The sequence below is a fragment of the Peteryoungia wuzhouensis genome, assembly GCF_003205195.1.
Lineage (GTDB): Bacteria > Pseudomonadota > Alphaproteobacteria > Rhizobiales > Rhizobiaceae > Allorhizobium > Allorhizobium wuzhouense.
On sequence record NZ_QJRY01000001.1, the window covers coordinates 808,539 to 821,705 of the forward strand.

The 13,167-nt window shown below is 60.4% G+C and carries 15 protein-coding genes; 3 read left to right on the plus strand and 12 right to left on the minus strand.

Features of this window, described 5'->3' with window-relative positions:
• The first annotated feature begins 16 nt into the window (after window positions 1–16).
• The 3 genes from fliG (at window position 17) to DMY87_RS04045 (ending at window position 2,760) form a co-directional block, all read left to right on the plus strand.
• Window positions 17–1,054: a flagellar motor switch protein FliG gene (fliG, locus tag DMY87_RS04035; protein ID WP_110789966.1), complete on the plus strand. Its 1,038-nt coding sequence runs from the start codon at window positions 17–19 to the stop codon at window positions 1,052–1,054.
• A 180-nt stretch (window positions 1,055–1,234) separates the two neighbouring features.
• Window positions 1,235–2,314, plus strand: coding sequence for a flagellar biosynthesis protein FlhB (gene flhB, locus DMY87_RS04040; protein WP_110790373.1), 1,080 nt, complete (start codon window positions 1,235–1,237; stop codon window positions 2,312–2,314).
• Window positions 2,315–2,319: 5 nt separating this feature from the next.
• Entirely contained in the window at window positions 2,320–2,760 is a 441-nt protein-coding gene (locus DMY87_RS04045) for a hypothetical protein (RefSeq protein ID WP_110789967.1), read from the plus strand.
• 7 nt (window positions 2,761–2,767) lie between these two features.
• On the opposite strand, the gene visR is transcribed toward DMY87_RS04045, so the two are convergent.
• The 12 genes from visR to DMY87_RS04105 form a co-directional block, all read right to left on the minus strand.
• Complete coding sequence (gene visR / locus DMY87_RS04050) at window positions 2,768–3,517, minus strand: transcriptional regulator VisR (protein ID WP_110789968.1); 750 nt, start codon at window positions 3,515–3,517, stop codon at window positions 2,768–2,770.
• 10 nt (window positions 3,518–3,527) lie between these two features.
• Window positions 3,528–4,274 carry a transcriptional regulator VisN gene (gene visN / locus DMY87_RS04055; protein WP_110789969.1) on the minus strand — a complete coding sequence of 249 codons (747 nt, stop codon included), beginning with the start codon at window positions 4,272–4,274 and terminating at the stop codon, window positions 3,528–3,530.
• A 269-nt stretch (window positions 4,275–4,543) separates the two neighbouring features.
• Entirely contained in the window at window positions 4,544–6,235 is a 1,692-nt protein-coding gene (gene fliF / locus DMY87_RS04060) for a flagellar basal-body MS-ring/collar protein FliF (protein ID WP_165826136.1), read from the minus strand.
• 155 nt (window positions 6,236–6,390) lie between these two features.
• Window positions 6,391–6,780, minus strand: a complete 390-nt coding sequence (gene cheT / locus DMY87_RS04065; protein ID WP_110789970.1) for a chemotaxis protein CheT — start codon at window positions 6,778–6,780, stop codon at window positions 6,391–6,393.
• 13 nt (window positions 6,781–6,793) lie between these two features.
• Window positions 6,794–7,348, minus strand: coding sequence for a chemoreceptor glutamine deamidase CheD (gene cheD, locus DMY87_RS04070; RefSeq protein ID WP_110789971.1), 555 nt, complete (start codon window positions 7,346–7,348; stop codon window positions 6,794–6,796).
• On the minus strand, window positions 7,345–7,734 hold the full coding sequence (locus tag DMY87_RS04075) for a response regulator (protein ID WP_006726293.1): 390 nt from the start codon (window positions 7,732–7,734) through the stop codon (window positions 7,345–7,347). The genes cheD and DMY87_RS04075 overlap by 4 nt, the downstream gene beginning before the upstream one ends.
• Window positions 7,734–8,783, minus strand: a complete 1,050-nt coding sequence (gene cheB, locus DMY87_RS04080) for a protein-glutamate O-methylesterase CheB (RefSeq protein ID WP_110789972.1) — start codon at window positions 8,781–8,783, stop codon at window positions 7,734–7,736. The genes DMY87_RS04075 and cheB overlap by 1 nt, the downstream gene beginning before the upstream one ends.
• Complete coding sequence (cheR, locus tag DMY87_RS04085; RefSeq protein WP_110789973.1) at window positions 8,783–9,685, minus strand: protein-glutamate O-methyltransferase CheR; 903 nt, start codon at window positions 9,683–9,685, stop codon at window positions 8,783–8,785. Before cheR ends, cheB begins: the two co-directional genes overlap by 1 nt.
• Complete coding sequence (locus tag DMY87_RS04090) at window positions 9,682–10,149, minus strand: chemotaxis protein CheW (RefSeq protein ID WP_110789974.1); 468 nt, start codon at window positions 10,147–10,149, stop codon at window positions 9,682–9,684. Before DMY87_RS04090 ends, cheR begins: the two co-directional genes overlap by 4 nt.
• 4 nt (window positions 10,150–10,153) lie before the next feature.
• Window positions 10,154–12,424 (minus strand): chemotaxis protein CheA, encoded by a 2,271-nt coding sequence (locus tag DMY87_RS04095; protein WP_110789975.1) that lies wholly within the window; start codon window positions 12,422–12,424, stop codon window positions 10,154–10,156.
• Window positions 12,425–12,440: 16 nt separating this feature from the next.
• Window positions 12,441–12,806, minus strand: coding sequence for a chemotaxis response regulator CheY1 (gene cheY1, locus DMY87_RS04100; RefSeq protein WP_028738986.1), 366 nt, complete (start codon window positions 12,804–12,806; stop codon window positions 12,441–12,443).
• Window positions 12,803–13,102: an STAS domain-containing protein gene (locus DMY87_RS04105; protein WP_110789976.1), complete on the minus strand. Its 300-nt coding sequence runs from the start codon at window positions 13,100–13,102 to the stop codon at window positions 12,803–12,805. Before DMY87_RS04105 ends, cheY1 begins: the two co-directional genes overlap by 4 nt.
• Window positions 13,103–13,167: the final 65 nt, after the last annotated feature.

Sequence of the window (13,167 nt, forward strand, 5' to 3'; positions counted from 1 at the left end):
CAGAGAGGGCAAGACCATGATGGACTTTGACGATTTTGGCGGCCCCTTAACCGGTAAACCGCTTTCCCAGGCCGATAAGGCAGCCGCCGTGCTGCTGGCCATGGGAAAGGGCGTTGCCGGCAAGCTGCTGAAATACTTTACCCAGGCCGAACTGCAGACCATCATCGCGTCTGCCCAGACGCTGCGCACCATTCCGCCGGATGAACTGACCGAACTCGTCAACGAGTTCGAGGATCTGTTTACCGAAGGCGCCGGCCTGATGGACAACGCCAAGGCCATCGAAAGCATCCTGGAAGAGGGCCTGACGCCGGAAGAAGTCGATGGACTGCTGGGGCGTCGTACGGCTTTCCAGGCCTATGAGGCGTCCATCTGGGACCGCCTGCAGGACGCAGATCCCGATTTCATCGCCAAATTCCTGATGCGCGAACATCCGCAGACGGTGGCCTATATCCTCTCGATGCTGCCGTCCTCCTTTGGCGCCAAGGTTCTGCTCAAGCTGCCGGAGAGCCGGCGGGCAGACATCATGAACCGCACCGTCAACCTCAAGAATGTCAGCCCCAAGGCTGCCCAGATCATCGAAAACCGGGTTCATGACCTGATCGCCGAGATCGAGGCCGAGAAGAATTCGACGGGTTCGGCGAAGGTTGCCGAGCTGATGAACGAACTCGACAAGCCCGAAGTCGACACGCTTCTGCAATCGCTCGAATCGATCAGCAAGGATTCGGTCAACAAGGTCCGGCCGAAGATCTTCCTGTTCGAGGATCTGCTCGTCATGCCGCAGCGCAGCCGCGTCCTGCTGCTCAACGACATTTCCGGCGACATCCTGACCATGGCGCTTCGCGGCGCCAATGCCGAAATCAAGGAATGTGTGCTGGCATCGATCAGCCCGCGTTCACGCCGCATGATCGAATCGGATCTTCAATCCGGCACAACGGGCATCAATCCGCGCGAGATCGCGATTGCCCGGCGCGCCGTGGCACAGGAAGCAATCCGCCTTGCCAATGCCGGGCAGATCCAGCTCAAGGAAACCGAAGGCGAAACCCAGGCCGCCTGAGCCGCCGGCTCTGTTGAAAACCCTACCGATCTCCCGCCCGCCGATTGAACCCCGATCGGCGGGCGGTTACGTTTGCTGAGGTGGTCCAAACGATCACCGGCCGGCGCGCCGCAAACGCGGCCGACTTGATCTTTCAGGGGGCATCTGCCACCCGGCAAGCCCTCGAGGATGGCGTCGATCATGGCCGATGAAGACGACGACAGCAAAACAGAAGACCCGACAGAGAAAAAGATGCGTGACGCGCGGGAGAAGGGCAACGTGCCCTCATCGCGCGAACTGCCGAGCTTCGCCACGGCGCTCGCCTTCTATTTCTACGCCGTCTTTTTCCTGCCCGGCGGCATGAAACGGATGAGTGAAACGCTGAAGGACATCTTCGAGCAACCGGACCAGTGGCGAATCGGAACGGCCGTCGATGTCGTGTCGCTTTTCACGCACCTGGCCTGGGAAATCGGTGCCCTGCTTGCACCGCTGCTCATCATGCTGATCATGCTGGGCGTCGGATCGAACGTCGCGCAGCATCTTCCCGAGTTCATCCTGGAGCGAATCACGCCGCAGGTCAGCCGGATCTCGTTGTTCAAGGGGTGGCAACGTTTGTTCAGCGCTCAGGGCATGGTCGAATTTGCCAAGTCCGTCTTCAAGATTGTCGTTGTTTCGGTGATCATGGTCTTTGCACTGAAGGGCGAATATTTCGGCGTCATCGACGCGATGTTCTCCGATCCGCAGGTGATTTTCGTCAAGTTTGCCACGATCCTGCAGAAGATGATGATCGTCATCCTTCTCTCGACAGCGCTGTTGGCGGCCGTCGACGTCTTCTGGACCCGGCACCACTGGTACGAACAGCTTCGCATGACGAAGCAGGAGATCAAGGACGAATACAAGCAGGCGCAGGGTGACCCCGTGGTCAAAGCCCGCCAGCGGTCCATCGCCCGGGATCGCGCACGCAAGCGCATGATGTCAAACGTCCCGCGTGCCACGCTCGTGATCACCAATCCCACCCATTTTGCGGTCGCCTTGCGCTATGTGCGGGAAGAAAATGAAGCGCCTGTGGTTGTCGCCAAGGGCCAGGACATTGTTGCCTTGCGTATCCGCGAGCTTGCGCGCGAGAACGATATCCCGATTTTTGAGGACCCGCCCCTCGCCCGCTCCATGTTTGCGCAAGTCTCGGTGGATAGCGTCATACCGTCGATATTTTATAAGGCGGTCGCGGAACTCGTGCATCGGGTCTACGCGTCCAAAGCCCCCAAAAGACGGATACGCTAGCTCCGATGAAGAAGTGCTCCTTTACCAACCAGCGTGAACGCATCGTGGCAGCGGCAATCAGCCCCGTGGCGAGCGAATTACGCCTTCTCGATGCTGCCGACCTCATTTCACTTCTGCGTTTTGAACTTTACGGCAACCTGTCCGACCTCGTTTCGTCGGCCGCCGAACTGTATTTCCATCCCGGCACCATCGTCTTTGGCGCGGGCGGCGATTACAGGCTGGAATGGGGCGGACCGCCGGAAGTGGTGCTTGACCTCGAGATCAAGCCGCGCGGCATCACGATCTACTCGCAGCTGACGCTGACCGAGGAGCATGCCGGTATCGACATCAAGCATATCGCATTTCACGAGACGTCCGGTGATCCGGACACCAATACCCGGATCCTCGAAGAGCGTCTTCAGGAGGCCCGCTTCGTCAAGGGACAGGCGTCCCCGCTGTACGGATGAGGATGGATCAGGTGATGTAGCCAAGGCGGATCGCCTTGGCGATCGCCTGGATGCGGTTGACCGAATCCAGCTTGATCGTGGCCGATCCGAGATAGGCGTTGACCGTGTGTACCGAGAGATTCAGGCGCTCCGCGATCTCTTCGCTGATGCGGCCGTCGCCCGCCAGTTGCAGGCAGGCGATCTCGCGTTCGCTGAGCGTCTCCGAGGGTGCGGCGCGGCGCTCATCAAGCGACAGAATATCGGTCATCACCTTGTAACAGCGGCTGTGGACCGCAAGGATCAGATCCCCCGGCAGATCCGCGCCGCCGATCGTCGGGAAGACAACGTAGCCGTTGCCTACAGCGCCGAGGCGGACCGGAAAGGCAATGCCTGAATATGGCAGGAGGCGCGCTTCGAGCTGATGCACGAAGGGCGTGAAATCGGACGCGTCGAGGAAGCTCGTCTTCTCTTCGGCACTCCACAGGATCGGTTGCGTCGAGACTTCGATATGCGCCAGCAGTGTTTCCCCATAGGCGGCGATGAACGCATCCCGGCCACTCGCAAGGCCCGGGCTCCAGTTCTCGAATTCGGGGTCCAGGCGGCGCTTGTGCGGAAGGTTGGCGCCCGCGATGCGGAAGGCTGCAAAACCACGGGCATTCAATGAGCGCTGAAGCGAAACGAGCTTGGGGAAAATATCGGAACGCGAGGTGACCGGACGCTGGCCCGACCAAGTGGCATCTTCCAGGATGGATCCACCCGGCCTGCTGTTGTTGGCCATTCCGCCTCCCCTAGACAAGATTGTTTCGGACCGCATAGGCTATGGCCTCCGATCTGGTCTTCGTCGCTGTCTTGCGCATCACGCTGGTGATGTAGTTGTTGATCGTGTTGCGGGAGATGCCGAGGATCGTGGCGATCTCGTCGCTCGTCTTGCCTTCGGCGATCCAGAACAGGCATTCGAGTTCACGATCGGTCAGTTCAAAATCACGCTCGCTCTTCTGGCCCTTGGTCGTCGACAGGCTCAGGGCATAACCCGAGAGCAGGCCGACTTCGCGCAAACGCTCCGGCGAGAGAACGAAATCCTGCGGGAAAAGCAGCATAAGAGCGAGGCGTGTGCGACCGACATTCAGGGTGATGGAGCAGTATTGGCGGCTGAGGCCCAGAGGCACATACACGTCGTCAGGGAGAATATTGTATTTCGGCTGAAGGACCGACAGGCATTTTTCAAGCTCGGTCGACTGCGAATAGCTCGTCGCCAGCTCGCTTTCGAGACGACGGACCATGTCGAACGGCCAATCCGCCGCAACGACGAAGTCGAGCCCCTCTTCCTGCACGAGGTCATAACGCGCCAGCAGGTAGTGTGAGGAACCGACATATTGGCATAGAAGCCGCAGGCAGTGGGCGATGTCGCCGGCCAGCGCCGGGGACGTGAGCTTGCGGATCAGGATGTCCTTAGACGCCGAAGCCTGCAAAGGCGCGCCGGAATCGACCGCATGCGCCAGTCCTTCCGCTTGCCCCTTTGTCAGCTCGGCATCCATCCGCCCAGTCCCCTCGATGTCATCGCCGTCCGGACCACCCGCCTGCAGTCCGAATCAGTTCGTGCCGACTCAACGGCAGTCCCGCCATCATCGTAACGAATCATGTTCATTCTAAAATATAAAGTGGCAAAGGTCACAAGTAGATCCGGTATTGCGGAACACAACACGAGAATGCTCTACCACGCCCCGCAATTCAATAGACCCGGCCGGCCGCACAAAGGAAAACCGCGCCTTTGGGGCGCGGTTCGCAATACTCAATCCAGTTGTTGTCAGGCTGCGTTTTCCACAGCCCATTTGCGCAGGATCTTGGCGGCACGCTCTTCGGAGATCTCCACCATGCGCGACAGGCGCCGTTCGGGACCTTCCTTGACCCGGCGATTGAAGCCGCCGTTCGGATCGTCGTCCATTGACAGGAGGTCGTCGGTGGAATCGAAGCCGAAGTCCGAGCCGAAGCCGTCCATGAGGCCGCCGGCGCTGCCGCCGCCGATGGCCGGCGAGAAGTCGGGCAGCTCGAGGCCGGCCGCCTGCTCGCCGATACCGCCAGCAAGGGCCGGATCCGCACCGCCACCCGCCGAGCGGATCATCGGACGGAGACCCATCCAGACAATCAGGAATGCCACGGCGACGAAGGCAAGGGAGTTGATGATGCCGCCGAGATTGCGGCTGAGGATTTCCATGACGCCGGGGCCGGTCGCGGATTCTTCCAGAAGCTGGTTTTCCAGGAAGTCCATCGCGGTCAGGGTGACGACGTCGCCGCGTGCCGTGTCGAGGCCAGAGGCAGACGCGACGATCTTCTGCATTTCGGCAAGATAGGCGTCGATCTTCGCCTGGTCGACCGGTTCGCCAACCATCTTGGCGATACGACCGCGATTGACGACGACGGCAACGGACAGCTTTTCGACGACATAGCTGTTCTTGACGGTCGCGACCGTCTTGCTGTTGATCTCGTAGTTGGTCTGCTCTTCCTTCTTGTCCTGCTCGTCGGTGGATTCAGGACCGTTGCCGCCCGCCTGGGGGGCAGCCTGGGGAATGTTCTGCTCGACGGTTGCCGCAGTATCAGACTGGCGCTGCTGGGATTTCTGCGCTTCCTTGGTCACCCGGACAGACCGTTCGACGCGCGATTCCGGATCGTAGATCGTTTCCTGGATCTGCTGGCTGTCGGTGTTGATCTGGGCGGTGACGCTGGAGCGGAAGTTGTCCATGCCAAGGAAAGGCGCAAGCGCCTTGTCGATGTTTGTCTCGATTTCCCGCTGGACCGACTGGACGACGCCGAGGGACCGTGCGGCTTCACCGCCGGTCTCATCGCCGGCTGCAAGAAGCTGGCCGGTGGAATCAAGAATCGTCACGTCCTCGACATTGAGGCCCGGGACGGACGAGGCGACCAATTGGCGGATCGAACCGGCGGCCTTCCGGCCGGCATCCGAGGAGGCACGAATCATGACGGAGGCGGTCGGCTTCTGTTCGCCACGGCGGAAGTTGCCGACGTCGGGCATCACGATGTGCACGCGGGCAGCCGCAATGCCGGCAATCTGCTGGATGGTGCGTGCGACTTCACCCTCCAGAGCGCGGACACGGGTCACTTCCTGCATGAACGACGTCAGGCCCAGCGAGCCGACATTGTCGAAAAGTTCGTAGCCGGCATTGGCGCTGTTGGGCAGGCCCCGCTCGGCGAGGAGAAGACGCGCCTTGCCGGTCATACCGGCGCGCACCATGACGCTGGCGCCATCGCTGCCGGTCTCGAAATCGATGCCGGCTTCGGCGAGGGCGATGCTGATCTGGTTGAGATCGACCGGTTCCAGGCCGACATAAAGCGTTTCAAAGGAGGGTTTGTTAACGTAGAGAGCGCCGGCAATGATGATTGCGAAGGAAACGAGCGTGACACCGGCCATGGCCAAGAGCTTCGCCTGACCCATCGCCGCAAAGTTTTTTGATATCTGAAGTATTTGATTTAACAGATTCATTCTGTCTCGCACCATCAACATGAAAGGTCTGGGCGCTTTAGCCCTTGGCGAGACAATAGAAAGCGAAACTTGTGCGAACGTTTCGCGGGGCGGAAAAGCCGAAGTCATTTCGGCTGTTCAGGCACGTACTGGATCCGCCGTCCGTTTCCGGACACTCAGAAGAAGTCGAAATCTCCGGCCGCCTTGACCAGCGGCTGGGAATGGCCGTGACGCAATCCGGCGCCAAGGGCCTTCTGCATATCGGCAAGCTTGACGAGGCTGAGAGCGGTCGTCATGTCGATCATCCAGTCATTCGGAATGGTGGCCGTGATCGTGTCGATGAATTCCGCCAGGCCCCGTGCCTTTTGGACTGCAAGGTCGATGCCCTGGAGAACCTTCACGCTGTCCGGGGACGCGAGCACGTTCGGACCGCCGAGTTCCAGCAACTGCGGCTCGACACGCTCGATCAAGTAAGCCACGTCGTGGAGCTCACTGACGATGCGCATGAGAATTTCCGGCAGTTCTTCCTGGAAACCCTGATTGTCGGTTCTGTTTTCGTTTTGCATCCGATTTCCAGTACTAGAAAAACTCGATTGAACTTTCCACCGGCTTGGCGACAGGTACGGGACGCTGTTCCAGAGCGACCGTCTTCTGCGTTTCTGCGCCCGTGAGCGGATACTGCCTTGCCCGACCACTGACAGGCCAGAATTCCAGTTTTCGGCCGTGATCGCCGCCCGTCGACGAACCCACTACCTTGATGCCTTCGTCGCGCAAGAACTGCTGAGCGAAGGCGGCATTCTGCTCTCCGACATTGGAGAACGTCGCGATCGTCTTGGCGCCACCGAAAATCTTCGCCTCAAGTCGGTCCCTGCGGGCGCCCTGCTTGAGAAGACCGTTGATCAGCAGCTCCATGAGGTGAACACCGTACCGGGTGGCGTCACCGCCACCGGCACCCGGCACCGCCGAACCTGGCAGGAGGAAGTGGTTCATGCCACCGACACCTGCGATCGGATCGCGAATACAGGCAGCAACACACGACCCGAGGATGGTCGAGAGAACCACATTCGGGTCCTTGGCCACCTTCCATTCCCCCTGAATGATATGGACGCGTTTCGCTGCCCCGTCTTCGATCATTTCAGTGCTCCGAATACAGCTTCAATCGCCGCCTTCATCTTCTCGATGGTGAAGGGCTTGGCGAGGACGTTGTTGGCGCCCAACTGTGCAGCTTTCTGAACCAGCGCCCGGTCGCCCTGGGCGGTCAGGATGATGAAGGCAGCCTTCTTGGTGTTGGGATTGGTGCGCACGGCCTGCAGGAGGCCCAATCCGTCCATCTTCGGCATGTTGAAGTCCGAGATGACCAGATGATGGGGCTGCTGCTCCATGATCTTCATACCCTGCTCACCGTCACCGGCGGCAGTGATCTGCTTGAAGCCGAGCTGGGTCAGCGCGTCGCTGAGGAGAAGGCGACTTGTGACCTGATCGTCTACGATCAGAACTTTGATTTTTTCAGCTAGGGACATTATTCGATACCTTCTTTTCGGGCGGCAGTGAGTTTGAGGATTTCCTCCCCAATGGAAGTCAGGGGCAGCTGATGCTCGACGGCGCCCAGTTCGTGAGCGACGCGTGGCATTCCGTAGACCACACAGGTCTTTTCGTTCTGGCCGATCGTGCGTGCGCCGGCATGGCGCATCTTCAGGAGGCCGGAGGCTCCGTCGCGGCCCATTCCCGTGAGAATGACGCCGACGGCATTCCGGCCTGCGAGTTCAGCAACCGAGTCAAAAAGGACGTCGACGGACGGGCGATGGCCGTTGACCGGCGCGCGCTCGATCAGGCGACAGCAGGGCGCATTGACGTTGGACACCTGCAGATGGCGTTCGCCACCCGGCGCCAGATAGATCTTGCCGATTTCGAGCCGCGCGCCATCCGTCGCTTCCTCAACCACCGGCGCGCAAAGGCGGTTCAACCGCTCGGCAAAGCTCTTGGTAAAGGTGGGCGGCATATGCTGCGTGATCACCGTGGGCGGGCAATTGCGCGGGAATTTCTGCAAGACCGCGATCAGCGCTTCCACACCGCCGGTCGAGGAGCCGATCGCGACGATCTTGCGACCGACGCGGAAGTCGGCAACGGCCGCCGGCTGCACAGGCTGGGCCTGAACTGCGGGATGATTGTAGCGGTGCTGCGATCGGGCGGCAGCCTTGACCTTGTCGGCCAGCTCGCCGAAGGGGCGCGGCTCGCCGGGCTGGGGCTTTGCAACACAGTCGAAAGCGCCGATTTCGAGCGCAGCGAGCGTCGCCTCGGCACCGCGATGGGTCATGGTCGAGACCATGATCACGGGCATGGGCCGTAGCTTCATGATCTTCTCGAGGAATTCGAGGCCGTTCATATTCGGCATCTCGATATCCAGCGTGACCACATCAGGGTTGAGCTGCTTGATCGCGGCCCGCGCTTCCATGGCGTCGCCGGCCTGGCCGATGACGCTGACATCAGGATCCTGGCTGAGGACCGCCGTGATCAGCCCCCGCATCGTCGGGCTGTCATCGACAACGAGAACACGTGCAGGAGAAGCCATTACCTGCGCCCTCCCTGCTTGCCGAGGTAGCGATAGGTGGTGATGCCGATGTTGTCGAAGTCGTTCTTCGCCTCGCCGGAAACACGCTCGGAATGGCCGATATAGAGATGGCCGCCGACGGGCAGCAGTTCGCAGAAACGGTTCCAGATGCGGACCTGGGTCGGTTCGTCGAAATAGATGACAACGTTGCGGCAGAAGATGACGTCGAACTTGCCCTTGAAGGGCCATTGGGCCATCAGGTTCAGCTCGTTGTAGGTGATCAGCCGCTTCAAGCGGTCATCGACCTGCCACTTGCGGCGGCCTGCGATCTCGACTTCCTTGAACCACTGCTTGCGGATGGCCGGCGACACGGTTTCAAGCGCCTGCTCGTCATAGGCCCCCTGCCGGGCGATTGCCAGGATCTTCGGATCGATGTCGGTCGCAAGGATCTTGAAATCATAGTCCAGGACATTCGGGAACGCCTGAAAGACGGTGAGCGCGATCGAATAGGGCTCCTGCCCGTCCGAGCTTGCAGCCGACCAGATGCGCACACGACCACCAGACTTGGCACGCTGGATCAGGCCCGGCAGCACCTCGTCGCGCAGATGTTCGAAATGATGGTTTTCCCGGAAGAAGCGAGTGAAATTGGTGGTCAGGTGCGACAGCATTTCGCGCCGTTCAGCGGCACCTTCCGGCGATGAAACCAGCTGGCAATAGGCGCGAAAACCGGACAGGCCGAGATTGCGGATATGCTTGGACAGACGCGAATAGACCAGCGAAGCCTTGGAATCGTTCAGCGCGATCCCGGCATCCGAGTAGATCATCGATGCAATCTCGTTCAAATCCCGACGGGTCAGCGGGTATTCGCCGCTGGCCAGTACTTCGTCGTCGGATTGACGGGATGTGCTCATTGCGATCGTCATGCAGCCTCGCTTTCGGCGTCGTTGAAGAGAGCACCAAGCTCGATGAAGCAGATCATCCGCTTATCGATCGCGAGAATGCCGCGGGCGTATAGTCTTCCGAGGTCGGAGGAGATCTCCGGCGTCGGCTGTATGTTTTCGTCGGTCACCGTCAGGATATCCGACACGGCATCGACCAGCAGGCCGATGACCTTTGACTTGACCTGCGCCACGATGATGACGTGGCGGGCGGTAGGTTCTGCCGACCTCATGCCCAGACGGAGCGAGAGGTCGACGATCGGCAGGACGGCACCGCGCAGATTGATCACGCCCATGACGTATTGCGGCGCGTGAGGCAGCGGGGTTACCGGGGTCCAGCCCCTGATCTCCCTGACAGCCATGATGTTCACACAAAATTCCTGATCGCCTACCCGGAAGGCGATGAGCTCCCGGGCCCCTTCAATCAAGTTTTTCACCGCATACGACATACGATTACCCTGCGACGGCTAGCGACATTTCCTGCTTGAGTGACTGACCGCGAGAGGCGGCGACGACGGCATCCACGTCGAGGATCAGTGCCACGCGGCCATCCCCGAGGATGGTTGCGGCGGCAATGCCCGGAACATGGGTGTAGTTGGCCTCAAGCGACTTGATGACGACCTGGCGCTGGCCCTGGATCGCATCGACCATGAGGGCACGCTGGCCGCCACCTTCCGATTCCACCAGAAGGGCAACGCCTTCCACAGGATTGGCCTGCGTGCCGCGGAAGTTGAGGATCCGGCCGACATCCACCAAGGGGCAAAAGCTGTCACGGATCGAGATCAGCCGCTGGTTTGCACCGAAGGAATGGATGTTGCGGGCTTCCGGCTGCAAGGTTTCAACGATCGCCGTCAAGGGAACGACGAGGGTCTGGCCAGCCACCGTGACGACCATGCCGTCGAGAACGGCAAGCGTCAGCGGAAGGCTCATGGTGAAGGTCGAGCCCTGGCCCGGACGCGAGGTGATCGAGATACGACCGCCGAGTGCCTGGATCGAGCGCTTGACCACATCCATGCCGACGCCACGACCGGAGATGTCGGAGATCTTGTCGGCGGTGGAGAAGCCCGGCGCGAAGATCAGGTTGTCGATCTCTTCGTCTGTCAGGTTGCTATCGGCCGCGATCAGATCGTTGTCGATGGCTTTCTGGCGGACGCGCTCGCGGTTGATGCCGGCGCCGTCGTCGACGAGTTCGATGACGATGCGGCCCGAACGATGCTTCGCGGTCAGCTTGACCGTGCCTTCGGGGTTCTTGCCGGCGGCGGCACGCTTTTCGGGTGTTTCAATGCCGTGGTCGACGGCATTACGGATCATGTGGGTCAGCGGCTCGGCGAGCTTGTCGATAACCGTCTTGTCGACTTCGGTGTTTTCGCCTTCCGTCACCAGGCGAATCGACTTGCCGACCATGTCGGCAACTTCGCGAACGATACGCGACATGCGCTGGAAGACCGGCTTCACCGGCTGCGCGCGGATCGCCATGACCGAGTCCTGGATCTCGCGGGTGAGCTGCTGCAGCTCATCGAGGCCCATATTGACGGCCGAGGTCCCGGTCGCATCGTTTTCGATGACGCTCTGCGACAGCATGGCCTGGTTGATGACGAGCTCGCCCACCAGGTTGATCAGGCGGTCGACGCGGTCGAGATCGACGCGGATGGTCTGGCCGGCGGCGCTGTTGGCCTGAGCGGCCGCAGCTGCGGCTGCCGCTGCGGCGGCAGCGGCCGGCGATTCCTTCTTCTCGGGCTTGGCGGCGCCCGCTGCCATCTTCACCACGTTGGACGCCGTCTCGGCTGCGGCAACAGCAGCGGTGACCGCCTCCTGCGCACCGTTGTCGGTGTCGGCTTCCGGGCCCTCGTCGAGCGCCGAAAGGTCGAAGGGAACCGGAACCATCGGCAGCTCTTCTGCCGCTTCCTTGGTTTCCGTTTCGACGACCTTGATCTCGAGGTCGCAATCCCATTCGGCGAATTCGAATACCTGGCGGATGCCTTCTTCACCCTTTTCGGCGGTGATCTGGATCTTCCAGCTGAAATAGGCCGCTTCCGGGTCCATCTCGTCAAGCGGCGGCAGGTCGTCAGTATTGCAGTGAATGCTCATGTCGCCGAGGCGCGACAGGTCTCTCAGCAGCAGTGCTGCCTCGTTGCCTTTGCCGTAGAGTTCGCGGCGCGGCTTGAACGTGACTTCGAAGGTGGAGGGAACGACCGTCTGCTCTTCCTCGCCGCCGAAACCGTCGAAGGTAAACGGGATGGGTTGGAAGCCGCTGTCGTCCGATGGCGCAGGCGCTGCGGCAACCGGTGCAGGAGCGGCAGGCTTGGGCGCAGGGGCAGCAGCAGCGGAAGGCGCCGGCAATTCGCCATTTGCCAACTGCTCCAGTTCCTTGACCAGCCCGCTCGAGCGGCCCGGATCGACGCCAACGCCATCGCGGGATGCCGTGACCAGGTCAGCCAGAACGTCGGCTGACTTGAGCATGACCTTCATGACCTCAGGGCCAGGGTCCAGCTTGTTGGATCGAACGCAATCAAGAGTCGTTTCAAAGACGTGCGCGAAGGCGACCAGGTCATCGAGACCAAATGCGCCGGCACCGCCCTTGATGGAGTGAACGGCCCGAAACACGGCATTGACCGTTTCCGGATCGCGATCCCCGTCATTCATTTTCAGAAGACCGGATTCCAGTTCGGCGAGCTGCTCCTCGCACTCCTGGAAGAAGATCTCTTTGATTTCGTTCATATCCATAGGAAAAATTCCTGGCTTAGGCGGTTACACGCTCGATGGCATCGATCAGCTTGGTCGGATCGAACGGCTTGACGATCCAGCCGGTAGCGCCAGCCTGGCGAGCCCGGTTCTTCTTCTCGGCATCGCTTTCCGTGGTCAGGACCAGGATCGGAATGGCGCGATACTTCTCGTTGCGGCGAACGCCTTCGATGAAGCCGAAGCCGTCGAGACGCGGCATGTTGATGTCGGTCACGATGACATCAGGGTTGCATTCTTCGAGCACTTCCAGACCTTCGACACCGTCTTCGGCCTGGATGGTTTCGAAGCCCGCATTGTTCAAGGTGACCAGAAGCATGTTCCTGATAGTTCTGGAGTCATCCACGGTAAGCACTTTTTTCTTCATTGCCGGATCTCCTTAGCGAGCAGATGATCGATGTTCACGCCAATCAGTTGAAGGGTTTTGAGAAAGGCTTCAGAGGCCTTTCCAAACGAGAACGGATGCTTGTCGACTTCCCAGGCCTTGGCCGCAGCCAGAAGAACCTGTGCGCATTGAGCACCGAGACGTTCGACGCCGGAGGCGTCGATGGTCAGCGGCGCGCCGCGCATGGCCAGGATGTTGGCCTTGAGATTGGATGCCTCGTTCAGGTCCAAGACTGCTGCCAGTTTCAAACCTTTCTGTTCGCCTTTCTTACTCGCCATCATTATTTTCCTTGTCCGATGTGGCCACCGCCGCAACATGCCCGAACAGCTTCTGTCGGTTGAAC

Bases quoted from the DNA above. Each gene is read 5' to 3' on its own strand.
- fliG (WP_110789966.1), top strand. From the start codon at position 17: ATGATGGACTTTGACGATTTTGGCGGCCCCTTAACCGGTAAACCGCTT.
- flhB (WP_110790373.1), top strand. From the start codon at position 1,235: ATGGCCGATGAAGACGACGACAGCAAAACAGAAGACCCGACAGAGAAA.
- DMY87_RS04045 (WP_110789967.1), top strand. From the start codon at position 2,320: ATGAAGAAGTGCTCCTTTACCAACCAGCGTGAACGCATCGTGGCAGCG.
- visR (WP_110789968.1), bottom strand. From the start codon at position 3,517: ATGGCCAACAACAGCAGGCCGGGTGGATCCATCCTGGAAGATGCCACT.
- visN (WP_110789969.1), bottom strand. From the start codon at position 4,274: ATGGATGCCGAGCTGACAAAGGGGCAAGCGGAAGGACTGGCGCATGCG.
- fliF (WP_165826136.1), bottom strand. From the start codon at position 6,235: ATGAATCTGTTAAATCAAATACTTCAGATATCAAAAAACTTTGCGGCG.
- cheT (WP_110789970.1), bottom strand. From the start codon at position 6,780: ATGCAAAACGAAAACAGAACCGACAATCAGGGTTTCCAGGAAGAACTG.
- cheD (WP_110789971.1), bottom strand. From the start codon at position 7,348: ATGATCGAAGACGGGGCAGCGAAACGCGTCCATATCATTCAGGGGGAA.
- DMY87_RS04075 (WP_006726293.1), bottom strand. From the start codon at position 7,734: ATGTCCCTAGCTGAAAAAATCAAAGTTCTGATCGTAGACGATCAGGTC.
- cheB (WP_110789972.1), bottom strand. From the start codon at position 8,783: ATGGCTTCTCCTGCACGTGTTCTCGTTGTCGATGACAGCCCGACGATG.
- cheR (WP_110789973.1), bottom strand. From the start codon at position 9,685: ATGACGATCGCAATGAGCACATCCCGTCAATCCGACGACGAAGTACTG.
- DMY87_RS04090 (WP_110789974.1), bottom strand. From the start codon at position 10,149: ATGTCGTATGCGGTGAAAAACTTGATTGAAGGGGCCCGGGAGCTCATC.
- DMY87_RS04095 (WP_110789975.1), bottom strand. From the start codon at position 12,424: ATGGATATGAACGAAATCAAAGAGATCTTCTTCCAGGAGTGCGAGGAG.
- cheY1 (WP_028738986.1), bottom strand. From the start codon at position 12,806: ATGAAGAAAAAAGTGCTTACCGTGGATGACTCCAGAACTATCAGGAAC.
- DMY87_RS04105 (WP_110789976.1), bottom strand. From the start codon at position 13,102: ATGGCGAGTAAGAAAGGCGAACAGAAAGGTTTGAAACTGGCAGCAGTC.